22 protein-coding genes and 1 pseudogene are annotated in these 26,679 nt (G+C 73.3%); 8 read left to right on the top strand and 15 right to left on the bottom strand.

Features of this window, described 5'->3' with window-relative positions; all coding sequences use genetic code 11:
* Window position 1 precedes the first annotated feature (1 nt).
* Both CRP51_RS14860 and CRP51_RS14865 read right to left on the bottom strand, forming a co-directional pair.
* Window positions 2-700 (bottom strand): small secreted protein, encoded by a 699-nt coding sequence (locus CRP51_RS14860; protein ID WP_245880584.1) that lies wholly within the window; start codon window positions 698-700, stop codon window positions 2-4.
* A 126-nt stretch (window positions 701-826) separates the two neighbouring features.
* A complete protein-coding gene (locus CRP51_RS14865) occupies window positions 827-1,459 on the bottom strand; it encodes an HAD-IA family hydrolase (RefSeq protein WP_097231663.1) in 633 nt (210 codons plus the stop codon).
* A gap of 148 nt (window positions 1,460-1,607) precedes the next feature.
* Between CRP51_RS14865 and CRP51_RS14870 the strand changes: the two genes are divergently transcribed.
* On the top strand, window positions 1,608-2,162 hold the full coding sequence (locus tag CRP51_RS14870) for an NUDIX domain-containing protein (RefSeq protein ID WP_097231747.1): 555 nt from the start codon (window positions 1,608-1,610) through the stop codon (window positions 2,160-2,162).
* Here the strand turns inward: CRP51_RS14870 and CRP51_RS14875 are convergent.
* Window positions 2,147-4,522, bottom strand: coding sequence for an ATP-binding cassette domain-containing protein (locus CRP51_RS14875; protein ID WP_097231664.1), 2,376 nt, complete (start codon window positions 4,520-4,522; stop codon window positions 2,147-2,149). The two genes, CRP51_RS14870 and CRP51_RS14875, sit on opposite strands and share 16 nt — an antisense overlap.
* A gap of 385 nt (window positions 4,523-4,907) precedes the next feature.
* Here CRP51_RS14875 and CRP51_RS14880 point away from each other — a divergent pair, with 385 nt between their 5' ends.
* Window positions 4,908-5,333, top strand: a complete 426-nt coding sequence (locus CRP51_RS14880) for a helix-turn-helix transcriptional regulator (protein WP_342749048.1) — start codon at window positions 4,908-4,910, stop codon at window positions 5,331-5,333.
* Between the two features lie 81 nt (window positions 5,334-5,414).
* Complete coding sequence (locus tag CRP51_RS14885; protein ID WP_097231666.1) at window positions 5,415-5,825, top strand: VOC family protein; 411 nt, start codon at window positions 5,415-5,417, stop codon at window positions 5,823-5,825.
* 92 nt (window positions 5,826-5,917) lie between these two features.
* On the opposite strand, the gene CRP51_RS14890 is transcribed toward CRP51_RS14885, so the two are convergent.
* The 3 genes from CRP51_RS14890 to CRP51_RS14900 all read right to left on the bottom strand — a co-directional run bounded on the left by CRP51_RS14890 (window position 5,918) and on the right by CRP51_RS14900 (window position 9,505).
* Complete coding sequence (locus CRP51_RS14890; protein ID WP_097231667.1) at window positions 5,918-8,302, bottom strand: sodium-translocating pyrophosphatase; 2,385 nt, start codon at window positions 8,300-8,302, stop codon at window positions 5,918-5,920.
* Window positions 8,303-8,618: 316 nt separating this feature from the next.
* The gene (locus CRP51_RS14895) at window positions 8,619-9,038 is read right to left on the bottom strand and encodes an ATP-binding protein (RefSeq protein WP_097231668.1); all 420 of its coding nucleotides are present in this window, start codon (window positions 9,036-9,038) and stop codon (window positions 8,619-8,621) included.
* A 125-nt stretch (window positions 9,039-9,163) separates the two neighbouring features.
* Window positions 9,164-9,505, bottom strand: coding sequence for an STAS domain-containing protein (locus CRP51_RS14900; RefSeq protein ID WP_097231669.1), 342 nt, complete (start codon window positions 9,503-9,505; stop codon window positions 9,164-9,166).
* A gap of 120 nt (window positions 9,506-9,625) precedes the next feature.
* Here CRP51_RS14900 and CRP51_RS14905 point away from each other — a divergent pair, with 120 nt between their 5' ends.
* Entirely contained in the window at window positions 9,626-12,028 is a 2,403-nt protein-coding gene (locus CRP51_RS14905; RefSeq protein ID WP_245880585.1) for a DEAD/DEAH box helicase, read from the top strand.
* A 99-nt stretch (window positions 12,029-12,127) separates the two neighbouring features.
* On the opposite strand, the pseudogene CRP51_RS29545 reads toward CRP51_RS14905, so the two are convergent.
* The 7 genes and pseudogenes from CRP51_RS29545 to ssd form a co-directional block, all read right to left on the bottom strand.
* Window positions 12,128-12,418: pseudogene (locus CRP51_RS29545) on the bottom strand (Rv3654c family TadE-like protein); the annotation flags it as partial.
* A complete protein-coding gene (locus tag CRP51_RS14915; RefSeq protein WP_097231671.1) occupies window positions 12,387-12,749 on the bottom strand; it encodes a TadE family type IV pilus minor pilin in 363 nt (120 codons plus the stop codon). The gene CRP51_RS14915 and the pseudogene CRP51_RS29545, both read right to left, overlap by 32 nt.
* Window positions 12,712-12,849, bottom strand: coding sequence for a DUF4244 domain-containing protein (locus CRP51_RS29550; RefSeq protein WP_245880586.1), 138 nt, complete (start codon window positions 12,847-12,849; stop codon window positions 12,712-12,714). Before CRP51_RS29550 ends, CRP51_RS14915 begins: the two co-directional genes overlap by 38 nt.
* 268 nt (window positions 12,850-13,117) lie before the next feature.
* Window positions 13,118-13,723 carry a type II secretion system F family protein gene (locus CRP51_RS29555; RefSeq protein ID WP_439333166.1) on the bottom strand — a complete coding sequence of 202 codons (606 nt, stop codon included), beginning with the start codon at window positions 13,721-13,723 and terminating at the stop codon, window positions 13,118-13,120.
* The gene (locus CRP51_RS14930) at window positions 13,720-14,565 is read right to left on the bottom strand and encodes a type II secretion system F family protein (protein ID WP_097231674.1); all 846 of its coding nucleotides are present in this window, start codon (window positions 14,563-14,565) and stop codon (window positions 13,720-13,722) included. Before CRP51_RS14930 ends, CRP51_RS29555 begins: the two co-directional genes overlap by 4 nt.
* A complete protein-coding gene (locus CRP51_RS14935) occupies window positions 14,562-15,704 on the bottom strand; it encodes a TadA family conjugal transfer-associated ATPase (RefSeq protein WP_439333169.1) in 1,143 nt (380 codons plus the stop codon). Before CRP51_RS14935 ends, CRP51_RS14930 begins: the two co-directional genes overlap by 4 nt.
* Before the next feature lie 143 nt (window positions 15,705-15,847).
* A complete protein-coding gene (gene ssd / locus CRP51_RS14940) occupies window positions 15,848-16,924 on the bottom strand; it encodes a septum site-determining protein Ssd (RefSeq protein ID WP_097231675.1) in 1,077 nt (358 codons plus the stop codon).
* A 548-nt stretch (window positions 16,925-17,472) separates the two neighbouring features.
* On the opposite strand from ssd, the gene CRP51_RS14945 reads away from it, so the two are divergent.
* Entirely contained in the window at window positions 17,473-18,318 is an 846-nt protein-coding gene (locus tag CRP51_RS14945) for an HAD family hydrolase (RefSeq protein WP_097231676.1), read from the top strand.
* Between the two features lie 34 nt (window positions 18,319-18,352).
* Here the strand turns inward: CRP51_RS14945 and CRP51_RS14950 are convergent, their stop codons facing one another.
* Complete coding sequence (locus CRP51_RS14950; protein ID WP_097231677.1) at window positions 18,353-19,207, bottom strand: Fic family protein; 855 nt, start codon at window positions 19,205-19,207, stop codon at window positions 18,353-18,355.
* Window positions 19,208-19,313: 106 nt separating this feature from the next.
* Between CRP51_RS14950 and CRP51_RS14955 the strand changes: the two genes are divergently transcribed.
* Window positions 19,314-20,297, top strand: coding sequence for an ATP-binding protein (locus CRP51_RS14955; protein WP_097231678.1), 984 nt, complete (start codon window positions 19,314-19,316; stop codon window positions 20,295-20,297).
* Between the two features lie 21 nt (window positions 20,298-20,318).
* Here CRP51_RS14955 and CRP51_RS14960 read toward each other — a convergent pair whose 3' ends face one another.
* Complete coding sequence (locus CRP51_RS14960; RefSeq protein WP_097231679.1) at window positions 20,319-21,590, bottom strand: polysaccharide deacetylase family protein; 1,272 nt, start codon at window positions 21,588-21,590, stop codon at window positions 20,319-20,321.
* 270 nt (window positions 21,591-21,860) lie between these two features.
* On the opposite strand from CRP51_RS14960, the gene CRP51_RS14965 reads away from it, so the two are divergent.
* On the top strand, window positions 21,861-24,329 hold the full coding sequence (locus tag CRP51_RS14965; protein WP_097231680.1) for a bifunctional SulP family inorganic anion transporter/carbonic anhydrase: 2,469 nt from the start codon (window positions 21,861-21,863) through the stop codon (window positions 24,327-24,329).
* Window positions 24,330-24,537: 208 nt separating this feature from the next.
* Window positions 24,538-26,499: an acetate--CoA ligase gene (gene acs / locus CRP51_RS14970; RefSeq protein ID WP_097231681.1), complete on the top strand. Its 1,962-nt coding sequence runs from the start codon at window positions 24,538-24,540 to the stop codon at window positions 26,497-26,499.
* Window positions 26,500-26,679: the final 180 nt, after the last annotated feature.

Genomic DNA, 26,679 nt, shown 5'->3' on the forward strand with positions numbered 1-26,679 from the left:
GTCAGGAGTCGCCCTCGCCCTCCTCGTTCCCGCCGTCCTGCTCGTTCCCGCCCTCTTCGTCGGTGTTCTCCTCGGCGTCGCCCTCGGTCTCCCCGCCAGCCGCGCCCTCGGTGTCGCCCTCCTCGGCGCTCTCGCCGCCCCCGCCCGTCTCACCGGAGGCCGGCGGGCTCTGGCAGCCGTCCTGACGGGCCATCGCCTCGCCGACGTCGCTCGACTGGAGCTCGTTGAGCGCCTCGTCGCCGCTCTCCCCCAGCTCCTGAAGCTGGCCCGCGATGTCCTGGAGCCCCTCGGCGAACGCCCCCTGGTCGGAGGTGTCCAGTCCGTCGATGGTCTCCCTGAGCTGCCCGTAGGAGTCGGAGATGCCGCGCAGTTCGGTGACCGCCTCCTCGCGCAGCCGTTCGCCGTCGTCCACCGGCGGGTCGCCGGCCGAGTCGACGGCGTCGGCGAGGGCGCCGTAGGCGTCGGAGATGTGTTGGAACGCCTCCGAGTCGGCCTCCTGGACCTCCTCGGGGGAACGGCTGCCGTCGCTGGCCTCCGCGATGGCCGTGTTGGCCTGCTGAATCCTCTCCACCTGGGGCTGGACCTGGTCGCAGACGCTCTGCGCCCACTCGTCGGCCTTCTCGCCGTCGTCGCCGCCGCACGCCGTCAGCGTGAGGACCACCGCCGCGCAACCCGACAGTGCCACCGGGAGCTTCTTCATCACGTTCCTCGTCCCTTCGTGCCGCTCGGGCGGGAACTTACACGGCGCGCATCCCTCTTCCGAGTGACGGTCGGGGGCGATGTCCCGATGTGCAGCCATTTGCATCAGTCGCGTGGCGACGGCGCGTCAGGCGGTCAGCAGCGGCGCCAACACCCGGCGCAGGGACGCGTTGTCGCGGTGGTGGTGGGCCGTCATGCCCAGCGCCGCCGCGGCCCTCACATGGCCGGGCGTGTCGTCGACGAAGAGGCAACGACCAGCGGGAACACCGGCCCGCCCGGCCGCCACCCGGTAGATGCCCGCGTCGGGCTTGGCCACCCCCTCGCGGGAGGAGTTGACCACGGCGTCCGCCACCCCGGTCAGGCCGAGCGAGGCGAGGTCGGCGTCCAACCGGCTGGTGGCGTTGGTCACAAGGACGACGGGAACCCGCCGCCTGACCGCCGCCAGCAGCTCCCGCACCTCCAGGTCGACCGTCGCCGGCGTGTCGGTCCACTCCGCCACCAGGGCGCGCGCCCGCGCCAGCGACCCGCACGCCGGCGCGAAATCCTCGGCGACCGCCTCCCGCCACGCCTCGTCCGTCACCGTGCCGGTCACGGCGGGCAGCAGCCGCTCGGCCCGGAACGCCGTCCCGTGGAACGCGCCGGGCGCGAGCCCGTACGCCCGCTCCAACCGGGGCGCCAGGCCCGCGTCCCAGTGCCGCAGCACCCCGTCCAGGTCGCAGAGCAGGGCACCGACGGTGCCGTCGGCTGCCGGTGCGGTCACGGTGATCGTCCTCCACGGGGCGTCGCGGCGCGGCGGCCGGACCGCCGCCGGGCGTTCACCCTACGAACAGCCGCCGCCCGAAGGAACCCGCGAGCCGGGCGCGCACACCCTCTCTGGGATGCTGTCCCCGACGGAACGGAGGCCCCGGATGCGGTGGCGGGTGCACGGCGAACGGCGGATCTACGCCAACCCCTGGCTGAACCTCTGGCTCTACGACGTCGAACAGCCCGACGGCCACCGCTACGAGCACCATGTCGTCCGGCTGCGCCATCTCGCGGTCATGGCCATGCTCGACGAGCGACGCCGGGTACTGCTGCTGTGGCGGCACCGCTTCGTGACCGACACCTGGGCGTGGGAGCTGCCGATGGGGTTGGTGGAGGACGGGGAGAGCCCGGCGGAGGCCGCCGTCCGGGAGGCGGAGGAGGAGACCGGCTGGCGCCCGGGCCGGGTGCGCCCGTTGGTCTACAGCGAGCCCGCCGCCGGGGTCACCGACACCGAGCACCACGTCTTTCTCGGCGAGGAGCTCACGAGGATCGGCGAGCCGACCGAGACGAACGAGGCCGAACGGATCGAGTGGGTCCCGTTGGCCGACGTCCGGGCGATGGTCCGGCGGCGGGAGATCGTTTCGGGGGCCACCCTCGTCGGTCTGCTGACGCTGCTGCTCGACGAGGGTGACCCGCGCGGGGGTCAGGCGCCGACGTAGGCCGCCAGGTGTTCGCCGGTGAGGGTGGCGCGGGCGGCGACCAGGTCGGCCGGAGTGCCCTCGAAGACGACGCGGCCGCCGTCGTGGCCGGCGCCGGGGCCCAGGTCGATGATCCAGTCGGCGTGGGCCATGACCGCCTGGTGGTGCTCGATGACGATCACCGACTTGCCGGAGTCGACCAACCGGTCGAGCAGCCCGAGCAGTTGCTCCACGTCGGCCAGGTGCAGGCCGGTGGTCGGCTCGTCCAGCACGTAGACGCCGCCCTTCTCCCCCATGTGCGTGGCCAGCTTCAGCCGCTGCCGCTCGCCGCCGGAGAGGGTGGTCAGCGGCTGGCCCAGGCTCAGATAGCCGAGGCCGACGTCCACCAGCCGGCGCAGGACGGTGTGCGCGGCGGGGGTGCGGGCGTCGCCGGCGCCGAAGAACTCCTCCGCCTCGGTCACGGACATCGCCAGCACCTCGCTGATGTTCCGGCCGCCGAGGTGGTAGTCGAGCACCGCGGCCTGGAACCGCCTCCCCTCGCACTCCTCGCAGGTGGTGGCGACGCCGGCCATCATCCCCAGGTCGGTGTAGATGACGCCGGCGCCCTTGCACTCGGGGCAGGCGCCCTCGGAGTTGGCGCTGAAGAGCGCGGGCTTGACGCCGTTGGCCTTCGCGAACGCCTTGCGGATCGGGTCGAGCAGCCCGGTGTAGGTGGCGGGGTTGCTCCGCCGTGAGCCGCGGATCGCGGCCTGGTCGACGGCGACGACGTTCTCGCCGGCCGGGATCGAGCCGTGGATCAGCGAGCTCTTCCCCGACCCCGCGACGCCGGTGACCACCACCAGCGTGCCGAGCGGGATGTCCACGTCGACGTCGCGCAGGTTGTGCGCGTCGGCGCCGCGGATCGGCAGCACGCCGGTGGGGACACGGACCTTGTCCTTCAGGGCGGCACGGTCGTCGAGATGACGCCCGGTCAACGTGCCGCTGGCGCGCAGGCCCTCGACGGTGCCCTCGTAGCAGAGCGTCCCGCCGCCGGCCCCGGCGCCGGGGCCGAGGTCGACGACGTGGTCGGCGACGGCGATCGACTCCGGCTTGTGCTCGACGACCAGCACCGTGTTGCCCTTGTCGCGCAGCCGCAGCAGCAGGTCGTTCATCCGCTGGATGTCGTGCGGGTGGAGGCCGACGGTGGGCTCGTCGAAGACATAGGTGACGTCGGTCAGCGAGGAGCCGAGGTGGCGGATCATCTTCACGCGCTGCGCCTCGCCGCCCGAGAGCGTGCCCGAGGGCCGGTCGAGGGAGAGATAGCCGAGGCCGATCTCGACGAACGAGTCCAGCGTCCCGCCGAGCCCGGCGAGCAGCGGCCCGACCGACGGCTCGTCGAGTGCGCGCACCCAGGCGGCGAGGTCGCTGATCTGCATCGCGCACGCCTCGGCGATGTTGATCCCGTTGATCCGGGACGAACGGGCCGCCTCGTTGAGCCGGGTGCCGCCGCAGTCGGGACAGGCGGTGTAGGTGACGGCCCGGTCGACGAACGCCCTGATGTGCGGCTGCATCGCCTCCCTGTCCTTGGCGAGGAACGACTTCCTGACCCGGGGCAGCAGACCCTCGTAGGTCATGTTGATGCCCGAGATCTTTCGCTTGGTCGTCTCCCGGTGCAGAAGGTCGTGTCGTTCCTGATCGGTGTAGTCGCGAATCGGCTTGTCCGGGTCGAAGAAGCCGGACTCGATGATCATCCGGACGCTCCAGCCGCCCGCGGTGTAGCCGGGGATGGTGAACGGGCCCTCGTTGAGCGACTTGCTGTCGTCGAAGAGCTGGCTCAGGTCGATGTCGGTCGCCGAGCCGATGCCCTCGCAGCGCGGGCACATCCCGCCGTTGACCTGGAAGTCGACCCGTTCCTTCTTCTTGCCGTCGCCGCGCTCGACGGTGACCGCGCCGGCGCCGCGGACGGAGGGGACGTTGAAGGAGAACGCGTTGGCCGAGCCGATGTTCGGCGTGCCCAGTCGGCTGAAGACGATCCGCAGCATGGCGTTGGCGTCGGTGGCGGTGCCGACCGTGGAGCGCGGGTTGGCGCCCATCCGCTCCTGGTCGACGATGATCGCCGTGGTCAGCCCCTCCAGCAGGTCCACCTCCGGCCGCGCCAGCGTCGGCATGAAGCCCTGGAGGAAGGCGCTGTAGGTCTCGTTGATCATGCGCTGGGACTCGGCCGCGATCGTGCCGAAGACCAGCGAGCTCTTGCCGGAGCCCGAGACCCCGGTGAAGACCGTCAGCCGGCGCTTGGGGATGTCGACATCGACGTCCTTGAGGTTGTTCTCCCGCGCGCCGCGCACGCGGATCTGGTCGTGACTGTCGGCGGCGGGCAGCGGGGCCTCGGTGCCGTTGCTCATGACGGTGTCTCCCTCGGTGCGACCGCCGGCGGTCGGCGCCGCGCGGCGGTCACGTTCGCGAACATGGTCGGGCCGACCGCCCGGTCCTGCGCCCCGGGGGACGGTTCGGTCCCGGCGGAACGGTCGTGACGGCGGCCCGTGGTCGTGACGGTTCGGTGGTGTCGGCCGGCCGGGCGCGGAGCGGTCCGGCGGCGAACGGATGGGCGCGGCCACACCGGGTCCCCGGCGGAGGCGGCGACCGGCACCGGGGTCGCCGCTGGTCCACGACGTGCGTGGGCTCCTGGGCCGGGGGCCGAGGATAGCGCCTCGGCCGGCGGCTTCCCAGTCGATTCCCGCCGGGATCACGCCGCGACCCGGCCCGCGGCACCGTGCGATGCTGGCGGGCGTGGACCTCGACGACCTCAGGCGGCTGCGCCGCGCGCGCGACGCGATGGACCGCGACTACGCGTCCCCGTTGGACGTCCCCGCGCTGGCCAGGATCGCGCTGATGTCCTCGGGCCACTTCTCCCGCAGCTTCCGCGCCGCGTACGGCGAGACGCCCTACAACTACCTGATGACGCGCCGCGTCGAACGGGCCAAGGCGCTGCTGCGCAGGGGCGACCTGAGCGTGACCGAGGTGTGCTTCGCGGTGGGCTGTACCTCGCTCGGTTCCTTCAGCTCGCGCTTCACCGCGCTGGTCGGTGTCTCCCCGAGCGCCTACCGCGCCCGCGGGCACGAGGCGGGCGCCCCGATCCCCGCGTGCGTCGCCAAGTACCTGACCCGCCCGGTCAGGAACCCGCCCGCCGGGAGCACGCCGACCGGCGACGGGTGATCGTTCCCCGTACGGGGATCGGAAGCCGATCGGTCAGGATCGGAGAAGCGAAGTCGGACGGCGCCTCGTAGCGTCGTCGACATGAACATCAAGCTCGCACAGTGCTTCATCGCCGTCGACGACCACGACAAGGCCCTCACCTTCTACCGCGACGTCCTCGGTCTTGAGGTCCGCAACGACGTCTCGTTCGAGGGGATGCGCTGGCTGACCGTCGGCTCCCCCGGCCAGCCGGGCGTGGAGATCGTCCTGGAACCACCGCTGGCCGACCCGAACGCGTCGGAGGCCGACCGGAAGGCCGTCGCCGAGCTGCTGGCCAAGGGGCTGCTGCGCGGCGTGAACTTCACCACGGACGATGTGGACGCCACCTTCGAGCGCGTCCGCGAGGCGGGGGGCGACGTGCTCCAGGAGCCGATCGACCAGCCCTACGGCGTCCGCGACTGCGCCTTCCGCGACCCGGCGGGGAACATGCTGCGCTTCAGCGCGGCCGGCTAGCCGGCGCGGCCTCGCGGGGGGGCGATCGCCCCCGTGCCGACGACGGTGGCCCGGACCGTCGTCGGCACGGGGAACGCGCTCCCCGCCGGGCCTCAGCCAGCCGAGGGACCCCCCGTGGGGGAGCCTCCCGTGGGGGACGGTGCGGCGCCGGCGGACTCGGCGTCGTCGACCGCGATGCCGCGCCGCCGCGAGAGCTGCACCGCCACCACGATCACCGCGATCGCCAGCGCCGCGATCAGCGCCCGAAGCCCCGCGTGGGCGTCCTCGCCGTAGCTGAGGGTGATGACGGCGGGGGCGATGAGCAGCGCGACCAGGTTCATCACCTTGAGCAGCGGGTTGATCGCGGGGCCCGCCGTGTCCTTGAACGGGTCGCCGATGGTGTCGCCGATCACCGTGGCGGCGTGGGCCTCGCTGCCCTTGCCCCCGTGGTGCCCGTCCTCGACCAGCTTCTTGGCGTTGTCCCAGGCGCCGCCGGAGTTGGCGAGGAAGACCGCCATCAGGATGCCGGTGCCGATGGATCCTGCGAGATAGGCGCCCAGCGGGCCGATGCCCAGGCTGAAGCCGACCGCGATCGGCGCCATCACCGCCAGCAGCCCCGGCGTGGCCAGCTCGCGCAGCGAGTCCCTGGTGCAGATGTCCACGACCCTGCCGTACTCGGGCTGCTCGGTGTGGTCCATGATCCCCGGCCGCTCGCGGAACTGCCGGCGCACCTCGTAGACCACGGAACCGGCCGAGCGGGAGACCGCGTTGACCGCGAGTCCCGAGAAGAGGAAGACCACCGCCGAGCCGATGATCAGACCGACCAGGTTGTTGGGTTGCGAGATGTCGAGGCTGAGCGCGGCCTCGCCGATCACCTCGTTCGCCGTCAGCTCCGCGTCGGCGATGGCCTCGACGACCGCGTCCCGGTAGGAGCCGAAGAGCGCGGCGGCGGCCAGCACGGCGGTGGCGATCGCGATGCCCTTGGTGACCGCCTTGGTGGTGTTGCCCACCGCGTCGAGGTCGGTCAGCACCTGGGCGCCCTCGCCCTGGACGTCGCCCGACATCTCGGCGATGCCCTGCGCGTTGTCGGCGACCGGGCCGAACGTGTCCATGGCCACGATCACCCCGACCGTGGTCAGCAGCCCGGTGCCGGCCAGCGCCACGGCGAAGAGCGCCAGCATCAGGGTGCCGCCGGCCAGCGCGAACGCCGCGTAGACGCTCAGTCCGACCAGCAGCGCGGTGTAGACGGCGGACTCCAGGCCCAGCGAGAACCCGGCCAGCACCACGGTCGCCGGGCCGGTGCGCGAGGTCCTGCCGATGTCGCGGACCGGGCGGCGGGAGGGCTCGGTGAAGTAGCCGGTGAGCTGCTGGATCAACGCCGCCAGCACGATGCCGATGGCGACGGCGGTCAGCGCGAAGAGCCGGGGGTCGGCGTCGTGGGCGGCGATCTCGCCGTCGGTGACGCCGTCCAACTCCTGGAAGCTGTCCGGCAGATAGAGGTAGGTGGCCACGGCGACCAGCGCCAGCGAGATGCCGGCGGAGAGGAAGAACCCGCGGTTGATGGCGGTCATGCTGGTGCGGTCGGTGCGCCGCGGCGCGACCAGGAAGATGCCGGCCATCGCGGTGAGCACCCCGATCGCGGGGACCAGCAGCGGGAACGCGAGGCCGGCGTCGCCGAACGCCACGCTCCCCAGGATCAGCGCGGCGACCAGGGTGACCGCGTAGGACTCGAAGAGGTCGGCCGCCATGCCGGCGCAGTCGCCGACGTTGTCGCCCACGTTGTCGGCGATGGTCGCGGCGTTGCGCGGGTCGTCCTCGGGGATGCCCTGCTCGACCTTGCCGACCAGGTCGGCCCCGACGTCGGCGGCCTTGGTGAAGATGCCGCCGCCGACCCGCATGAACATCGCGATCAGCGCGGCGCCGAGGCCGAAGCCCTCCAGCACCTTCGGCGCGTCGGCCGTGTAGACCAGCACGACGCAGGCGGCGCCCAGCAGGCCGAGCCCGACCGTGAACATGCCGACCACACCGCCGGTGCGAAAGGCGATGCGCATCGCCTGATGGCGCACGGAGATCAGGTCCTTTTCCCCCGCCTCACGCGCCGCTGCGGCCACCCGGACATTACTCCGCACCGCCAGCCACATTCCGAGATAACCGGTACCGGCGGAGAATGCGGCGCCGACGACGAAGAAGAGGGAACGCCCGATCCGTTCGTTCCAGTCGTCCGCGGGGAGCAGCAGCAGGAGAAAGACGACAGCGAAGGCGAAGACCGCGAGGGTGCGCAACTGTCTGGCGAGATAGGCGTTGGCACCCTCCTGAACGGCGGCCGCGATCTTCCGCATGTTCTCGGTGCCTTCGCCGGCGGCCAGGACCTGTCGCACCAGAACGATCGCCAGTCCCAGGGCCGCCAGGGCGACCACGGCGATCAGCAGGACCAGGGTCCGGTTCCCACTGGTGAGTTCGACGGCCTCGGCTGCCTGTATGACATGGGGGTGTGCCATTCGTCCTCCTTGACGCTCAGGCGTGCTGCGGAAAACTGACAGACGTCGCCGGAGTGTAGAGAGAGATACGAGATCGACAAGGGGACGCGAAGCAGAACGCTCGCATCAGGGAGCGCACGGGCAAACATCACGAGGAGATTCCAGGACACACGCGGAAGATCCCTTTTCACCGGGGAAGGAAAAGGGATCAAGAAAACGAGCGGCGCCACGGATCCAGGAAAGACGGTGCCGAAAAAGAGAAACTCCTGGTCGACGCCCCTCACGGGGCCTCGACCAGGAGATCGACGAGGCGGAGCGGTCGGGGCGACCCGACGGCTCAGGGAAAGGTCGGCGTGGCGGTCGGCCAACTCATGCGGATCAGCCCGCCGTTGGCGGCCGAGAGAACCTCGACATCGTCCACGAGGCCGCTGATCACGGCCAGCCCCAGCTCGTCGGTGTCCTCGGCCGCCTCGCTGGCGGAGGACTCCCGGGGCGCGGGGACCGTGCTGGGCGCGTCGTCACCGACCTCGATCGAGAAGGACTTCTCGCCCTCGGTGAGCACGACCCGCACCGGGCTCGTCAGGCCGTGGATCGCGTGCAGCCCGACGGCGCGGCTGCACGCCTCCCCCACGGCGAGGCGCAGCTCGTCCAGCGCCGACTCGTCGACCCCGGCCCTTCTGGCGACCGCGGCGGCGACCAGCCTGGCGGTGCGCACATGCTCCGGGGACGCGCTGAAGCGGAGCTCGACGGTGGCCATGCCAACCCCCTCGGTGATACGGACAGACCGCCCCGGCCATGAAGCCGACGGTGCGTGGACCGTCGTGGCCGGGGCGGGTCGCTGATGATCTTTCGAACTGCTGCCGGGCGACCGGGCGCCACGTCTCAGTCGGTGGCCGTGATGGCCTCGTCGACGGACTCGTGGATCGGGAACACCTTGGTCAGGCCCGTGATCCGAAAGATCTTCAGAATGCGCTCCTGGTTGCACACCAGCCGGAGCGAGCCCTCCTGGGCACGCACCCGCTTCAGGCCACCCACCAGCACACCGAGCCCCGTGGAGTCCAGGAAGTCAACGCGCTCCATGTCCACCACGAGGTGGTGGTTGCCGTCATTGACCAGCTCCACAAGCTGTTCGCGCAGCTTGGGCGCGGTGTATACGTCGATCTCGCCGCCGACCTCGACGACCGTACGGTCGCCCACGGTTCGGGTCGAAAGGGACAGGTCCACGGATCGTCCTCCAGCACCTTGCTAACGAGCGGTCGCCCCCCTGGATCGGCAGCCGCCAGGGCATTCAACCACTTACCCCATGCCCAGCACGACGTCTTACAGCCATTGTCCGTCGGACCAGTGACACACTCGTTCCTTGTGCGCCACAACCAGCCACCCCCGAACGCCTCCGAGACCGACGGCCGCCGTCAGTCTCCGACGGCGGTGCTGGCACGGCTGAGCGCGCCCGGGGAGCGGTCGCGCCGCATCACTCATACGGAGCAGCTGCCCGGTCAGGATGAGATCCATGCCGACTGGCCGGATGGCATACGCCACGAGGTGCTGGACGCCGTGCGCGCCACCGGCATCGAACGGCCCTGGGCGCACCAGGCGGACGCCGTGGACCACGCCGTGCGCGGCACCTCGGTCGTGGTGTCGACGGGCACCGCCTCGGGCAAGTCGTTGACCTACCAGGTGCCGGTGCTGAACGCGCTGCTGGACGGCGCGTCGGCACCCAACCGGCGGGGCGCGACCGCGCTCTACCTGGCGCCGACCAAGGCCCTGGCCGCCGACCAGTGGCGCGCGATACGCGCCCTGGCGGGACCGCTGGGCACGGCCGTGCGGCCCGCGGTCTACGACGGCGACACGCCGAGGGAGGAGCGGGCCTGGGCCAGGGAGCACGCCAACCTGCTGCTCACCAACCCGGACATGCTCCACACCGGCCTGCTGCCGGGGCACCGGCGCTGGACCTCCTTCCTTCGGGCGCTGCGCTATGTGGTGATCGACGAGTGCCACGTCTACCGGGGGGTCTTCGGCTCACACGTGGCTCAGGTGCTGCGCCGGCTGCGGCGTGTCTGCGCCCTCTACGGGGCCGAGCCGGTCTTCCTGCTGGCGTCGGCGACCACCGCCGAGCCGGGCGCCTCGGCGAGCCGGCTGGTCGGCGTGCCCGTGACAGAGGTCACAGAGGACTCCTCCCCCCGCGGCGAGTTGGTCTTCGCCCTGTGGGAACCACCCCTGACCGAATCCGGCGGAGAGGGCGGCGCGCCGGCCCGGCGGACCGCCACCGCCGAGGCCGCCGACCTGCTGGCCGACCTGGCCGGGCGTGGCGTGCGCACGGTGGCCTTCGTACGCTCCCGGCGCGGCGCCGAGCTGATCTCGCTGATCGCCCAGGACCGCCTGGCCGCCACCGACCGCGCGCTGGCCGGGCGCGTCGCCGCCTACCGTGGCGGCTATCTGCCGGAGGAGCGCCGGGAGTTGGAACGGGCCCTGCACAGCGGCGAACTGCTGGGGCTGGCCGCCACCACGGCGCTGGAGCTGGGCGTCGACGTCGCGGGGCTGGACGCCGTGCTGCTGGCCGGCTATCCCGGGACCAGGGCCTCGCTCTGGCAGCAGGCCGGGCGGGCCGGCAGACGGCGGCAGGGCGCGTTGGCCGTGCTGATCGCCCGTGACGACCCGTTGGACACCTATCTGGTGCACCATCCGGAGGCACTCTTCCAGCGGCCGGTGGAGAGCACGGTGCTGGACCCGGGGAACCCGTACGTCCTGGCCCCCCACCTGTGCGCCGCCGCGGCCGAGACCCCGCTGACCGCATCGGACGTCGACGGCGCCGGCGCGTTCTTCGACCCCGCGGCCGCCGAGCTGCTGCCCCGGCTCACCGACCGGGGCCTGCTGCGCCGGCGTGGCGGCGGCTGGTACTGGACCCGCAGGGAACGGCCGGCCGACCTGGTCGACATCCGTGGCAGGGGCGGCGACCCGGTGCGCGTCGTCGAGGCGGAGACCGGCCGGCTGCTGGGCACCGTCGACGCGGAGGCGGCCCACACCGCCGTCCACGAGGGCGCCGTCCACCTGCACCGGGGGCAGACCTTCGTCGTCCGGGAGCTCGATCTCGCCGACTCCGTCGCCCTGGTCGAGGAGTCCAACCCGCCGTGGTCCACCTCCGCCCGGGAGGTGGCCGAGCTGGCCGTGCTGGAGACCGACGTCGAGGTGGCGTGGGGCGAGGCACGACTGTGCTTCGGGTCGGTCGAGGTCACCCACCAGGTGGTCTCCTATCTCCGGCGGCGGCTGCTGACCGGCGAGGTGCTGGGCGAGACCCGGCTCGATCTGCCGCCCAGAACGCTGCGCACCCGCGCGGTGTGGTGGACCATGACCGAGGATCAGCTGACGGACGCGCGGGTCACGCCGGAGATCCTGCCCGGGGCGCTGCACGCCGCCGAGCACGCCGCGATCGGGATGCTGCCGCTCTTCGCCACCTGCGACCGGTGGGACATCGGCGGCGTCTCCATCGCGCTGCACCCCGACACGCTGCTGCCGACCGTCTTCGTCCACGACGGGCACCCGGGCGGAGCGGGCTTCGCCGAGCGCGCCTTCCACACCGCGGCGCGCTGGCTCACCGCGACCAGGGACGCCATCGCGGCCTGCGAGTGCCGCACCGGATGTCCCTCCTGCATCCAGTCCCCGAAGTGCGGCAACGGCAACGAGCCCCTGCACAAGGCCGGCGCCGTGCGGCTCCTCGGTGAGCTGCTGCGCGGCGGGCCGAGCGGCTGACCCGGCCCGGCCGGCCGTCGCCGGATCGGGCACACCGGCGGGCGCCGCCCTCGCCCGAGCGGTGGCGGAATGTGGTCCTGCCGTGGCCTCGGTGGTGAGATCCGCGATCTCACCACCGAGGTGACAGCGGATCAGCCTGGCGCCCTGCGCCTCGGCCACCCGCCGCGCCGCCGCACAGGCGCGCTGCTGGCCCTCCGTCGCCTGGTCGGCGGCGGCGAGCGCCGCGAGATCCGCGGCATCGGCGGCACGCTGCCGGGCGGCCAGCGCCTGGTGGAGCGTCACCACGGCGACGAAGACGCCGCAGAGCGCCACGACCACCAGCGCCGCCCAGACCGTGGCGCCGCCCCGGTCACCCCGCTCAACGCGGCTCGACACGGGCCACCGCCCCACCGCTGACCGCGAGCCCGAACGCCGCCGTCATCCGCGACGGCGCCGAGACGGTGACCCGGTAGAGCTGTCCCTCCCGGCTGATCTCGACCCGCGCGTCCCCCGGCGCCACCTCGCGGGCGACCCGCACCACCTGCTCCCGCGACTCGCCCCTGGCGGCGGCCCGCGCCGCGCCACGCGCCGCGTCCTGACAGAGGGCCTGGGTCGTGAAGACGCCCAGGGCACCGAGCAGAAAGCCGAGAAGCACCATCAACGTGGGGATGGCCAGCGCGCTCTCGACCGTGACCGACCCCGCGTCACAGCGGGACGTCGAGCGCCCGCTGAACCAGCTCACGCAGCTCACCCCTCACCAGATCCGAGGAGAGCACCTGGTAGAGCACGGCGGCGAACCCGGCCGTGGCGAGGGTGCCCACGGCGTACTCGGTCGTGTTCATCCCGGCTTCGGGCCGACGCACGGAACGGCGCGCTCGCCGGTGCCAGGGGCGCAGGGGGCCGCGCGGCCCCGGAGGTTGGCGGGGAGGGCGGCGAGGGTGGGGGTGGCGGGGAGGGGTGGGATGAGGCATGGCTTGTTCTCCTCGGTGTCGCGACAGGTGACAGGCGTGTGGCGGGCGTCGACGGAGACCGCCGGCGGGCCCCGGCCCCGGCCGGGGGCCGCCGGCCGCACGTCCCGACACGAAGGTCGCCGGATGCGGGTGAGCCGGCTCATGTCCACTCCGCCAGCAGCCCGAGCAGCACGGGCGCCACCCCGAGCAGCAGAAAGGCCGGCAGGAAGCACAGCCCCAACGGGCCGGCGACCAGCACGGCGGCCCGCCGCGCGCCGGCCTGCGCCGTGCGTCTGCGCCGCGCCCGCGCCTCCGCGCCCTCGGCCGCGAACGCCCGCACCACCGGCGCGCCGCTGCCGCCCGCCGACTCCAGCCGCCTGGCCAGCCGGTCAGCGCCCGGCAGCACGGCCAACCGGCCCCAGACGACCGCCGGTTCGCCGCCGAGCCGCAGCTCGGCCGCCGCGCGCCGCAGCGCCTCCCCGACCGGGCCCCGCACGGAGGCGCCCACGGCGCCCGCCGCCGCGCCCGGCTCGGCCCCCGCCGCCAGGCACGCGGCGAGCAGCTCCGTGGCCAGCGGCAGCGCCGGATCGGGCGCCCCGCTCCTGCGGCGGCGCGCCGGCCACCGGCGACGCCGGCGCGGCCGGCCGCCCAACGCCGCCCTCCGCCGCCGCTCCCCGAGCGCCGCCCGGAGCTGACCCGCCGCCAACGGCAACAGGAGCAGCGCCAGCGCGAGGCTCAGCCAGCCACGCACCCACTCCGCGCTCACCGCGCCGCCCCCTCGGCCGAGCGCACCAGGGCGGCGGTCCACGCCATCCCGGCCCACTGGAAGAACACGCCGAGCGCCAGGCAGCACAGCCCCAGAGGGGTGCCGAACAGCACCCGCAGCGGCGCGATCCCCATCGTCGAGCCGAGCACCAGCCCGCCGAGCGGCAGCGCCGCCAGCACCCTGGCCGTGGCCCTCGGGCCCGCGAGCAGGGCGCGCAGCTCCTCGTCCTGGTCGCGCTCGGCCCGCAGCGCGGTCGCCACCCGCTCCAGACCGGCGGCCAGCGAGGCACCGCCCTGCACGGCCACCTCCCAGCAGGCGGCGACCCCGGAGAGCCCCTCGGCCCCCGGCCGCCCCGCCGCCGAGCGCAGCGCGCCCGGCACGTCCCCGCCGTATCTCGCGGCGGCCAGCGGCGCCGCCGCCAGCGGGCCCAACTCGGCCCGCCCGGCCGTGGCGAGCGCCGCGACGGCCGGCCTGCCGGCCTGGACCTCGCCGGCCAGCGCCACGCAGAAGTCCACGACCGCCTCGCGCCGCCGCCGGGCTGCCGCCGCGGCCCGGCGCCGCCGCCAGCCCCGGTCGACCAGCGGGACGGCCAGCGCCGAGAGCACCCAGGGGACGGGGGAGCCCGCCGCCAGAGAGAGCAGCCCACCGCCGGCGAGGCAGCACAGCCCGACCCGCACCGCCGCGGCATCCGGCCGCCACCGCGCCCGGGCGCGGTCCGGACGGACCGCGCCGCCGGGCGCCAGGGCGCGGCCCCGGGCGACCCGCAGGTCGACCCCGGCGACCAGCCACACCCCGACGACGGCGCAGAACGCCACCCCCCAGGGCGTCCACGACGCGCTCATCGGGCTCCTCCGCGCGCGCAGAGCTCGGACAGCCGCGCCCACCCCTCCTCGTGGACGAACCCGTCAGGGCCCCAGCGCGCCGCCGGGACGGTCCCCACCAGGCCGCCGGGCCCCTGCTCCAGCAGCTGGATCTCCGCCAGCCTGCGGCGCCCCGACCGCCGGTCCCTGACCAGGTGCAGCACCAGCGCCAGCGCGGCCGCCACCTGGCTGTGCAGCGCGGCCCTGGGCAGCCCCGCCGCGCCTCCGAGCGCCTCCAGCCGGGCCGGCACGTCCGCCGCCGCGTTGGCGTGGAGCGTGCCGCAGCCGCCGTGGCCCGTGTTGAACGCGGAGAGCAGCTCCGTGACCTCCGCGCCCCTCACCTCCCCGACGACCAGCCGGTCCGGCCGCATCCGCAACGCCTGCCGCACCAGGTCTCGCAGGGTGACCCGGCCGGCGCCCTCCTGGTTGGCCGGACGGGTCTCCAGCCGCACCACGTGCGGATGCGTCGGCCGCAACTCCGCCGAGTCCTCGACGAGCACCACCCGCTCCCCCGGCCCCACCAGGCCGAGCAGCGAGGCGAGCAGCGTGCTCTTCCCCGAGCCCGTGCCGCCCGTCACCAGGAAGGACAGCCGCGCGGCGAGCACCGCCCCCAGCAGCCGCTCCCCGCCGGGCGGCAGCGTGCCGGCCCGGCACAACTCGGCCAGCGTGAACGCCCGAGGGCGCACCACCCGCAGCGAGACGCAGGGCGAGCCCACGGCCACCGGCGGCAGCACGGCGTGCATCCGCGTGCCGTCCGGAAGCCTGGCGTCCACCCAGGGCCGGGCGTCGTCCAGCCGCCGCCCGGCCGAGGCCGCCAGCCGCTGGGCCAGCCTGCGCACCGAGGCGTCGTCGGGGAAGCGCACGTCCGCGCGCTCCAGGCCGCCGCCCCGGTCGACCCACACCTCGTCCGGGCCGTTGACCAGGACGTCGGTGACCTCCGGCGCGGCCAGCAGCGGCTGGAGCGGGCCGGCGCCGACCAGCTCAGAACGCAGCGCGCGCACCACCGACAGCACCGCCCGGTCCCCCAGCAGCAGCCCCTGGGAACGCAGCGCGGCAGCCACCCGGCCAGGCGTCGGCTCGGCCCCCTCCTCCGCCAGCCGCAGCCGCACGCTCTCCAGCAGCTCCGACAGCTCCGACAGCTCGGGCAGCTCGGACGACGGCGACGAAGAAGGCTGGTGAGAGGGCGCGGGCGGCTCAGAGAGCCCGGCCCGGACGGAACCGGCCGCGCCGAGGCCGGCGACCGCGGCGCGGTACTCCGCCCCGGTCACGCGACGGCCCCCGCACGCGGCTGGGCGCGGTCGAGAAGCGCCGTACAGAAGGCCGCCAGTGTCCCGCCCGGGTCGGCCCCCGGCGGCTCGCCCATCTCGGCGGCGACCGAGAGCCCCGGCTCGTCCGGCAGCTCGCCGGCGAGCGGCAGGCGCAGCATCCGCGCCAGCTCGTCCCCCGGCAGCGCGTCCCCCGGCCGCATCCTGGCCACCAGCCGCAGGTCGCGCACCAGCGCCCCGGCGCCGCCCACGACACGCCTTGCGGCCGTCATGGCCCGCAACTCACCGGGCACCACGAGCAGACCCAGGTCGAGCTGGGTGAGCGCCTCGGCCGCCGCCTCGTCCACGGCACGCGGCAGATCGACCACCAGCACTCCGCCGCCCCTGCGGGCCGAGGCGAGGACCGAGCGCATCGCCTCGACCGGGAGGCGGATGCCGCCCTCCCGGTCCCAGCTGAGCAGGCGCACCCCGTGCAGCAGCGGCAGCGCCTCGTCCAGCGCGGTCCCCGAGAGCCGACCCCGAGCGGAGAGCAGCGCCGGCCAGCGGGAGCCCGCCGTGCGTTCACCGCCGAACGGCACGTCGAGGCCGCCTCCGAGCGGGTCGGCGTCCACCAGCACGCTGCGCCGCCCCGCCCGCGCCGCCGTCACCGCCAACGCGCAGGCCAACGACGAGGAGCCGGCCCCGCCCCGGCCGCCCAGCACACCGAGGGTGAGAGTCGGCTGCCCGGGCCCCTCCACCGCGTCGGCGATCCGGTCGACCAGCCGGGTCTCGTCCCACGGCAGGTGCAGGACCTGCTCGACGCCGAGCGCCACGCCCCGCGCCCAGACCCGGTGGTCGTCCAGATCCCGTCCGACCAGCAGCACCCCGGGCCGCCGACCGGGCCCGGCGCGCTCGCCGGCGCCCAACGCCCGGTCGTCGCCGACCAGCACCAGCGGCGCGCCCCACCACTGCTCGGCCGTCGGCGGGGCGCCGTGCGCCACCTCGGCCTCGGCGCCCGCGACGGCGCACAGCCGCAGCAGATCGTCCAGCAACTCCTCGTCCTCGGTGAGGATCAGCACGGAAGCGCACTCCGTCATGGCAAAGCCCCCTGGCTTCAGGGCGCCGACCCCGTCGGCACCCTCCGAAACTTCTCGTCACCCAGCGTGACGCGTTCCGGGCCCTCTCGGGGAACTCACCGCAAATCTGTGGATAACCAGGCCCCTGTGGAAAACCTCCTCACCCGTTGGTGGAGACCACCGCGCGCCAACTCCCCCCAAAGACAACGGAAAAGAACAGCGGCAAGCGTCAACCGTCAGAAAAGTACGGAGAGTGAGCGCTTCGGTCACGCGCGAAGAGGGAAAGATGCCCGGGTGAACCCCCTCGCCCGGGGGCCGGTCGGGTGAGACACCCCTCTCCCACCTCTTCGCAAACACGCGAACGCAGGGCTCTGAGCTGGGAGTTTCCCCCGGAAGCGCCTTCGGAGAGGCGACGACCCCCGCCGGGGGGGAGAGCGGGGGTCGTCTTCCACGGCCGACTCGGGGGGGGAGGAGCCGGGCCGGGTTAGCACGGTCGCGAACGATCCGTGACTTCCATGGTGTACCCGAGAGCCTTCTCAGGCAAACCCACGCGCCCCAGCGTACGCCGAATGGCGGGCCCTTATGCTCGGGGCGTGGAAATCCTGCCGCAGCCCCGCACCGCCGCGTTCTTTGACCTTGACAAGACCGTCATCGCGAAGTCGAGCACGGTCACTTTCAGCAGGTCGTTCTACCAGGGCGGGCTGATCAACCGCAGGGCGGTGCTGCGCACCGCCTACGCCCAGTTCCTCTTTCTGCTGGGCGGCGCCGACCACGAGCAGACCGAGCGGATGAGGGAGTATCTCTCGGCCCTCTGCCGCGGATGGAACGTACAGCAGGTGCGCGAGATCGTCGCGGAGGCGCTGCACGAGGTGATCGATCCGATCATCTACGACGAGGCGGCCTCGCTGATCGAACGTCACCACGAGGCCGGCCGGGACGTGGTGATCGTCAGCACCTCGGGCGCCGAGCTGGTCGAGCCGATCGGCGAACTCCTCGGCGCCGACCGGGTGGTGGCGACCCGGATGGTGGTGGCCGACGGCCGCTACACCGGCGAGGTCGACTACTACGCCTACGGCCCCACGAAGGCCGAGGCCATCGCCGAGCTTGCCGTCTCCGAGGGATACGACCTGGCGCGCTGCTACGCCTACAGCGACTCGGTCACGGACCTGCCGATGCTGGAGTCGGTGGGCCACCCGCACGCCGTCAACCCCGACCGCGCGCTGCGCAAGGAGGCGACGGCGCGCGAGTGGCCGGTGCTGACGTTCGAACGGCCGGTGCGGCTGCGGCAACGGGTGTCGCTGGGCATACCGTCCCGTCCCGCGCTGGTGGCGACGGCCGCGGTCGCCGCCGCCGCCGCGGGCGGCCTGGTCTGGTGGTACGCCAACCGCCGCCGCGCCGCCGGCCGCGCCGCCTGACCCGGCGCGCGGGCGGCGCCGGGCTCCGCCCGGATCAGGCGGCGCCGCGTTGCAGCGCCTCGCAGACCGCGACCGACTCGCGCGCCCCCAGCTCGGCGGCCCGGGCACAGTGCGCGATCCAGCCGGCGACCCCCGCCCTGGTGCCGGCCAGATAGCCGTCCAGCGCGGCGAGATAGCTCTCCACGCCCTGCTCGGCGTGGCCGACCTCGACCGGGGCGACCGCCTTCGGGTCGAGGCCGCCGCCGACCAGCACCAACCGCGCCGCCGCGCGCGCGACCAGCCCGTTGTGGCTGGCGAACGGACGCAGCGCGACCAGTTCGCCGTGCACCACCGACGCCGTGATCAGAGCCGGCGCCGACGAGCCCGCCACCACCAGGCCGGCGAGCGCGTCCAGCCGCGCCGCCACCTCCTCGACGCCCGGCGCCGGCGGGAGCGCGTCGAGCCCCGGCTCGTCCACCGGCTCCCCGGCCAACCGGGGCCGGCCGATCCGCTCCCCCTCCGCCCCGCCCGTCGGGCCACCCGCCGCGACCAGGTGCAGCCGCGCCAGCACCCGCAGCGGGGACCCGCGCCAGACGCCCAGCGACTCGGTCGCCTCGGCCGTGGTCCGCAGCGCCGCGCCCACCGTCCTGGCCTCGGGTTCGCCGCCGAAGTCGCTGCGCCTCCTGACCTCCTCCAACGCCCAGTCGGCACCGGCCAGGGCGGCCGACGCGCGGGCGCCGCGCAGCGCGGCCTCGGAGGAGACCTCAGGGCTGCGGCGGCGCATCACGCGATGCTTGTAGACGGCGTCCACCGCCTCCCGCACGCCGGCCACGGCGGCCGGAACGCCGGGCAGTTCGGCCAGCCTGGCCAGGGGGTCGGTCTGCGGTTCTGTGGGTGCAGCGGGGCTCATAGCACCGAAGCCTAGGCGGGGTCCAGCGATCATCGGGGACTCGTTCGAGTGGATTTCCCCACTTCGCGTGTTCGGGTGTTCGCCCGACGCCACTACGCTCCTGAACATGAAGATCGCTTTCGTAGGCAAGGGGGGCAGCGGCAAGACCACGCTGTCCTCGCTGTTCGTCCGGCATCTCGCGGCGCGCGGCGTCCCCGTCACCGCGGTGGACGCGGACATCAACCAACACCTCGGCGTCGCTCTCGGCCTGACGGAGGAGGAGGCCGCCGCGTGCCCGCCACTCGGCGGCAGGCTGCCGTTGATCAAGGACTACCTCCGGGGCGAGAACCCGCGCATCCTCTCCTCCGAGACCATGATCAAGACGACGCCGCCGGGAGCGGGTTCACGGCTGCTGCGGCTCTCCGAGGAGAACCCGGTCTTCGACGCCTGCGCCACCGAGGTACCGCTGGACAAGGGCGCGGCGCGACTGCTGGTCACCGGCCCGTTCACCGCCGACGACCTGGGGGTCGCCTGCTACCACTCGAAGACCGGCGCCGTCGAGCTGTGTCTGAACCACCTGGTGGACGGGCGCGACGAGTACCTCGTGGTGGACATGACGGCCGGCAGCGACTCGTTCGCCTCGGGGCTCTTCACCCGCTTCGACATGACCTTCCTGGTGGCCGAGCCGACCCGCAAGGGGGTCTCCGTGTACCGCCAGTACCGCGAGTACGCGCGGGACTACGGGGTCGCGCTGCGCGTGGTCGGGAACAAGGCGCGGGATCCCGAGGACGTCGCGTTCCTGCGCGAGGAGATCGGCGACGACCTGCTGGTGACGTTCGGCCACTCGGACTGGGTGCGGGCCATGGAGCGCGGGCAGCGCCGGCCGTTCGCCGCGCTGGACGCGGACGACGCGCGGGCGCTGGGCGCCATGCACCGGGCGGCGGACGCCGGCTACCCGCTGCGCGACTGGGAGCGCTACACCCAGCAGATGGTGCACTTCCACCTGAAGAACGCCGCGAGCTGGGGCAACGACAGGACCGGGGCCGACCTGGCGGCGCAGGTCGACCCCGGGTTCGTGCTGCGGGAGGCGCCCAGCCCACTGCCGGCCTGAGCGCGCCCCGGCGGCGGGCGGTCAGCCGGCCAGGAAGGACTCCCAGCCGCCGGGCGGCGCCTCACCGACGCCGAGCCCGCGCATCCGCTCCAGCACCTCGGGGTCCTGGGCGTCCAGCCAGTCGACCAACTGCCGGAAGGAGACGCACTCGACCCCGTCCCTGGGGCAGATCTCGCTGATCACGTCGGCGACGGCGTCCATGTAGATGCCGCCGTTCCACTGGTTGAAGTGGTTGCCGATGATCAGCGGCGCGCGGTTGCCCTCGTTGGCCCGGTCGAACGCGGCCATCAGCCCGTCGTGCATCTCGGCCTGCCAGGTGGGCCACATCGCGGGGTCGCCGCTGCCCTCGCCCGACTGGTTGACCATGAAGTTGTAGTCCATGGAGAGCGTCTCGAAGGAACGTCCCGGCATCGGCACCGACTGGAGCGAGATGTCCCAGACCCCGTGCCGCTGCCGCGGCCAGACCTGGAGCGCGTTGCCACTGGAGTCGTAGCGGAAGCCCGACTCGGCCGCGGCGGGCAACAGGTTCTCCTGGCCCTCCAGACAGGGCGCGCGCCCGCCGATCAGCTCCTCCTCGTAGTCGAACGGGAGCGGTTCCTCGTCGGTGAGGCCGGTGGTGGTGCGCCAGTTCTGCACCATCCACTTGGCCTGGTCGATCTCGTCGATCCAGTCCTCGACGCTCCAGCTGGAGCCGCCGGTCGGGCCGCAGAAGTGGCCGTTGAAGTGGGTGCCGATCTCGTTGCCCTCGGTCCAGGCCAGACGGACCTGTTCCAGGGTGGCGGCGATGTGCTCGTCGGAGAGGTAACCGATGTCGGAGGCGCCGGGCTGGCGGCCCGGGGGCTCGTAGTTGAGGCGCTCACTCTCCGGCAGGAGATAGATACCGGAGAGGAAGTAGGTCATGTCGGCGTCGTATCGCTCGCCGATTTCCCGGAAGCGCGAGAAGAGCTGATTGTCGTCCTCTCCCGCACCGTCCCAGGAGAAGACGACGAATTGCGGCGGCTCCTCGCCGGGCGCCAACGGCTCGGGGTCGGGGGGCTGGTGGGGCTGGGGGCCGGTGTCGGCGGTGGAGCCGTCGCCGAGGAGCTGGGGCGCGGGGCCGGCGTCGTCCCCGCCGGAGCCCTCCTCGCCGTCCTCGCCCTCCTCGCCGGAGCCGCCCGAGGCGGACTCGTGGCGCTCCTCGCCCTTGTCGCCACCGTCGCCCCCTTCTCCCGACAGCGAGCAGGCTGTCATGCCCAGGGCCAGCGCACCGATGGCCACCAGGGTCGCCGTCCGTCTCGTCGTGTGTGTGACCATCTCGCGTCCTCCCGTTGCCAACGCAGGGTTTTGTCCGCTCCGTCCGATTCGCGGGGCAGCGCACCAAACTCTTCCTCTCAGCGTTAGAGATGTTTGTATGACAAGCGGTTCCCATGACTTTTTCCCTCCTTCGGATTAATTGCGCCGCTGAACGGGGTCTGGCCCTCGTACAGACCTTTGCGTCGCATTACTCTTCATTTACCAAGCCTTGAGAAAGGCCATAACTCCTGTAACTCCGGGGTTTTCGCCCCTCACGGACGGAGACGGAAGATGTCCGCCTGCGCCCCCACTCCCGATTCGACCCAGCCCGGGCCGTCCTCCTCGGCCGCCCCCTCCTCGGCGGCCGGAGGGTCGGGCCCCCGCTCACCGCTCGTTCGCCACCGCGCGGATCTCTCCGCCTCGGTCTCGGTCTTTCTGATCGCCCTGCCGCTCTCCCTCGGCATCGCGTTGGCCACGGGCGCGCCGCTCCAGGCGGGGCTCGTCGCCGCGGCGGTCGGCGGCATCGTGGTGGGGCTGCTGGGCGGCGCGCCGCTCCAGGTCAGCGGCCCGGCCGCGGGTCTGACGGTCATCACGGCCGATCTGATCCACCAGTACGGCTGGCGCACCACCTGCGCCATCACCGCGCTCGCCGGCCTCACCCAGCTCGCCCTCTCCGCGCTGCGGGTGGCCAGGTCCGCGCTGGTCGTCAGCCCGGCGATCGTGCACGGGATGCTGGCGGGCATCGGCGCCACGATCGCGCTCTCCCAGCTGCACATCGTGCTGGGCGGGGACCCGGAGAGCTCCGCCCTGGACAATCTGGCGGATCTGCCGGGCCAGTTGGCCGACCCCCAGCTGACCTCCCTCTCGGTGGGCGCGCTGGTGGTGGCGGTGCTGCTGCTCTGGCCACGGCTGCCGGGACGGGCGGGGGGTCTGGTGCGCAAGGCGGCGCCGGCGGCGCTCGCGGCCGTGGTGCTGGCGACGTTCCTCTCCTGGTCCCTCTCCCTGGACGTCTCCCGCGTCGACCTGCCGTCCTGGAGCAGCCACGCGCTGCCCCGGATGCCGGAGGGGCCGGTGCTCGGGCTGTTCGCGGCCGTGTTGACGATCACGCTGGTCGCGAGTGTGGAGTCGCTGCTGTCCGCGGTCGCCGTCGACAAGCTGGCGTCGGCCAGACAGCGGGCCGGCGGGCCGCGGGTGCCCAGGGCCGACCTCGACCGGGAGCTGCGCGGCCAGGGCGTCGCCAACATGGTCTCCGGCTCCCTCGGCGGGCTGCCGGTCACCGGTGTCGCCGTGCGCAGCTCGGCCAACGTGGCGGCGGGCGCGGTCTCCCGGCGCTCGACGGTCCTGCACGGTTGCTGGGTGCTGGTGGCCACGGGCCTGCTGGTGGGGGTGCTGGAGCTGATCCCGCTCGGCGCGCTGGCGGCCCTGGTGATGGTGGTCGGCGTGCAGATGGTCAACATCACGCACATCCGCAGCGTGACCCGTCACCGCGAGGTCGCGGTCTACGTCGCCACGGCGGTCGGTGTGACGGTCTTCGGAGTGCTGGAGGGCGTCGGGATCGGCATCCTGGCCGCGGTCGCGGTGGCGCTGCACCGGCTGACCCACACCGGCATCAGCCAGGAGCCGCTGCCGGACGGCGGGCACCGGGTGCGCGTGCGGGGGCAGTTGACCTTTCTCGCCGTGCCCAGGCTGTCGCGGGTGCTCGGGCAGCTGCCGGAGCGGGCGCGAGTGGTCGTCGAGCTGGAGGGCACCTTCGTCGACCACGCCGCGTTCGAGACGCTGCACGACTGGCGGGCGTCCCATCTGGCGCAGGGCGGCACGGTGGAGCTGCCGGCCGGGCTGGGGCTGCCCGGGAGCGCGGCGCCGTCCGCCGCCGCGCCGCACCGCTGCCATCCGTGGCAGTCCTGGCGCAACCACCGGGACGTCACCCACGACGGGGCGCCGATCCCCACGCCGTCGAGCGGTTCGCCGGATCTTCTCCTCGGGGGGCTGCGCGCCTTCCAGAGCACCACGGCGCCGGTGGTGCGGGAGGAGCTGGCGCGGCTGGCCCGCGAGGGACAGCGGCCCGGACAGCTCTTTCTGACCTGTGCCGACTCCCGTCTGGTCACCAGCATGATCACCTCAAGCGGCCCCGGCGACCTCTTCACCGTGCGCAACATCGGGAATCTGGTGCCGCCTCCCGGGACCGACTCGGGCGACGACTCGGTGGGCGCCGCCATCGAGTACGCGCTCACCGAGCTGGGGGTCAGCACCCTCACGGTCTGCGGGCACTCGGGATGCGGGGCGATGCGCGCGCTGCGGTCGGTGGACCGGGATCGCGGGGTGCTGCCCGACGGGCCGCTCGGCCGCTGGCTCGCCCACGCCAGGCCCAGCCTGGAGCGGCTGCGCTCGGGGCCGTCGGCCCGGCTCGACGACGGGGAGCACTTCGGGGAGACGTCGGGCGGCGGAGCACGCGGCGGGGAGGGGCCCGAAGAGGCGGAGTTGGAGGCGCTCTGCCTGGCCAACGTGGTGCAGCAGTTGGACCACCTCGCCGGGCACCCGTGGGTCGCCCAGCGGCTGGCCGAGGGCACGCTTCGGCTCCGCGGGATGTACTTCCATGTCGGGCGTGCCCAGATCTATGTGCTGGATCGGGAGGAGGGACGGCCCCCCGTCTTCACCGCCGTCCGGCCGGAGCGCGGGGGCGAGGAGCCCGAGCGCGGGGGTGAGGAGGTGCTGAGCGTTCCGGTGAACGGCGCGGCGGAGCCCGTTCGTCGCAGCGGTTGACCGTTCATCGCGCGGAGATCGAATGGCCTTGTCAAAGGAGGGTGGGACTGATGAGGTGTGCCGTGGGACACAACTGACGCCGCGCGGGTGACTGCCATGTGCGACGGGCGCTTGGCCGTCGGTCCCGGCCGACCCTCGTTCGCCCACGTCACCCCTCGGCAGTGGTGACATCGGCCGCTCACCGTGGCGGGGCGGACAAGGAGGCGTTGTGAGTAACGAGAGCCTGGCCAACCTCATGACGGAGACCCGGAGGTTCGCGCCCCCGGCCGAGGTGGCGGCGGCAGCCAATGTGACCGCCGCCGACTATGAGGCGGCGGCCGAGGATCGCCTGGGGTACTGGGCGGAGCAGGCTCGCCGCTTGACCTGGGAGCGGGAGCCCACCGAGACCCTGGACTGGTCCAACCCGCCCTTCGCCAAGTGGTTCGCCGACGGCCGGTTGAACGTCGCCTACAACTGCGTCGACCGTCATGTCGAGGCCGGCCACGGGGACCGGGTCGCCATCCACTTCGAGGGCGAGCCCGGCGACTCCCGGGCGATCACCTATGCCGAGTTGCAGCGCGAGGTCTCCCAGGCGGCGCACGCGCTGACCGAGTTGGGGGTGGCCACCGGCGACCGGGTGGCCATCTACATGCCGATGATCCCCGAGGCCGTCATCGCGATGCTGGCCTGCGCGCGGATCGGGGCGCCGCACTCGGTGGTCTTCGGCGCGTTCTCCGCCGACGCGCTCGCCACCCGGATCGAGGACGCGGACGCCCGCGTGGTGATCACCTCCGACGGGGGCTATCGCAGGGGCGCGCCCTCCGCGTTGAAGCCCGCCGTGGACGAGGCCCTGACCCGCCCCGGCGCCGCCCGCGTGCGGAACGTGCTGGTGGTGCGCCGCACCGGTCAGGACATCCCCTGGACCGAGGGCCGGGACCTGTGGTGGCACGAGACCGTGGGCCGGCAGCCGGAGGAGCACACGCCGGAGGCGTTCGACGCCGAGCACCCGCTCTTCATCCTCTACACCTCGGGCACCACGGGTAAGCCCAAGGGCATCCTGCACACCACCGGCGGCTATCTGACGCAGGTCGCCTACACCCACCACGCGGTCTTCGACCTCAAGCCCGAGACCGACGTCTACTGGTGCACCGCCGACATCGGCTGGGTCACCGGGCACTCGTACATCGTCTACGGCCCGCTGGCCAACGGCGCGACGGAGGTGCTCTACGAGGGCACCCCCAACACCCCGCACCAGGGCCGCTGGTGGGAGATCGTCGAGAAGTACGGCGTCACCCTGCTGTACACCGCGCCCACCGCGATCCGCACCTGCATGAAGTGGGGCGACGAGATCCCGGCCGGGTTCAACCTCTCCAGCCTGCGGGTGCTCGGTTCGGTCGGCGAGCCGATCAACCCGGAGGCGTGGGTCTGGTACCGGGAGCACATCGGCGGAGGGCGCACCCCCGTTGTCGACACCTGGTGGCAGACCGAGACGGGCGCGATGATGATCAGCCCGCTGCCGGGCGTGACGTTGGCGAAGCCGGGTTCGGCGCAGACCCCGCTGCCGGGGATCAGCGCGACGGTGGTGGACGACGACGGGAACGAGGTGGCCAACGGCTCCGGCGGCTATCTGACGCTGACCGAGCCCTGGCCGTCGATGCTCCGCACCATCTGGGGCGACGACCAGCGGTTCCTCGACACGTACTGGTCCCGTTTCGAGGGCCGGTACTTCGCCGGGGACGGCGCGAAGAAGGACGCCGACGGCGACATCTGGCTGCTGGGCCGGGTCGACGACGTGATGCTGGTCTCCGGCCACAACATCTCGACGACCGAGGTGGAGTCCGCGCTGGTGAGCCATCCCCGTATCGCGGAGGCGGCGGTCGTCGGGGCCACCGATCCGCAGACCACGCAGGCGATCTGCGCGTTCGTCATCCTGCGGGGCGGCGCTCCGCAGGAGGAGGGGCTGGTCGAGGAGCTGCGGGCGCACGTCGCCAAGGAGCTGGGGCCGATCGCCAAGCCGAAGCGCGTCCTGGCGGTGGACGAGCTGCCGAAGACGCGTTCCGGCAAGATCATGCGGCGGCTGCTGCGCGACATCGCGGAGGACCGCGAACTGGGCGACGTCACCACCCTGACCGACCCGGCGGTGATGGACCTGATCCAGAGCAAGCTGCCCTCCGCGCCCTCGGACGACTGACCGTCGGCCGCGCGCCCGTCTCCCTCCCCGTTTCCTCGGGAGGGGGCGGGTCTCGGACGGCGTGCCGCGCGCTGGAGCGTATAGGGGCGCCCGATCGTTGATCGGGCGCCCCTATACCATCTGTGGCATCCCTCCCGGGGGCGACGAGGTGTCGCGACGGACGCACCACCATGGGCACCA

This window comes from Streptomyces zhaozhouensis, from assembly GCF_900230195.1.
GTDB classification, from domain to species: domain Bacteria; phylum Actinomycetota; class Actinomycetes; order Streptomycetales; family Streptomycetaceae; genus Streptomyces; species Streptomyces zhaozhouensis.

Bases quoted from the DNA above. Each gene is read 5' to 3' on its own strand.
- CRP51_RS14890 (WP_097231667.1), bottom strand. From the start codon at position 8,302: ATGGCACACCCCCATGTCATACAGGCAGCCGAGGCCGTCGAACTCACC.
- CRP51_RS14895 (WP_097231668.1), bottom strand. From the start codon at position 9,038: ATGGCCACCGTCGAGCTCCGCTTCAGCGCGTCCCCGGAGCATGTGCGC.
- CRP51_RS14885 (WP_097231666.1), top strand. From the start codon at position 5,415: ATGAACATCAAGCTCGCACAGTGCTTCATCGCCGTCGACGACCACGAC.
- CRP51_RS14870 (WP_097231747.1), top strand. From the start codon at position 1,608: ATGCGGTGGCGGGTGCACGGCGAACGGCGGATCTACGCCAACCCCTGG.
- CRP51_RS14955 (WP_097231678.1), top strand. From the start codon at position 19,314: ATGAAGATCGCTTTCGTAGGCAAGGGGGGCAGCGGCAAGACCACGCTG.
- CRP51_RS14965 (WP_097231680.1), top strand. From the start codon at position 21,861: ATGTCCGCCTGCGCCCCCACTCCCGATTCGACCCAGCCCGGGCCGTCC.
- ssd (WP_097231675.1), bottom strand. From the start codon at position 16,924: ATGACGGAGTGCGCTTCCGTGCTGATCCTCACCGAGGACGAGGAGTTG.
- CRP51_RS14860 (WP_245880584.1), bottom strand. From the start codon at position 700: ATGAAGAAGCTCCCGGTGGCACTGTCGGGTTGCGCGGCGGTGGTCCTC.
- CRP51_RS29550 (WP_245880586.1), bottom strand. From the start codon at position 12,849: ATGAACACGACCGAGTACGCCGTGGGCACCCTCGCCACGGCCGGGTTC.
- CRP51_RS14930 (WP_097231674.1), bottom strand. From the start codon at position 14,565: ATGAGCGCGTCGTGGACGCCCTGGGGGGTGGCGTTCTGCGCCGTCGTC.
- CRP51_RS14875 (WP_097231664.1), bottom strand. From the start codon at position 4,522: ATGAGCAACGGCACCGAGGCCCCGCTGCCCGCCGCCGACAGTCACGAC.
- CRP51_RS14960 (WP_097231679.1), bottom strand. From the start codon at position 21,590: ATGGTCACACACACGACGAGACGGACGGCGACCCTGGTGGCCATCGGT.
- CRP51_RS14950 (WP_097231677.1), bottom strand. From the start codon at position 19,207: ATGAGCCCCGCTGCACCCACAGAACCGCAGACCGACCCCCTGGCCAGG.
- CRP51_RS14945 (WP_097231676.1), top strand. From the start codon at position 17,473: ATGGCGGGCCCTTATGCTCGGGGCGTGGAAATCCTGCCGCAGCCCCGC.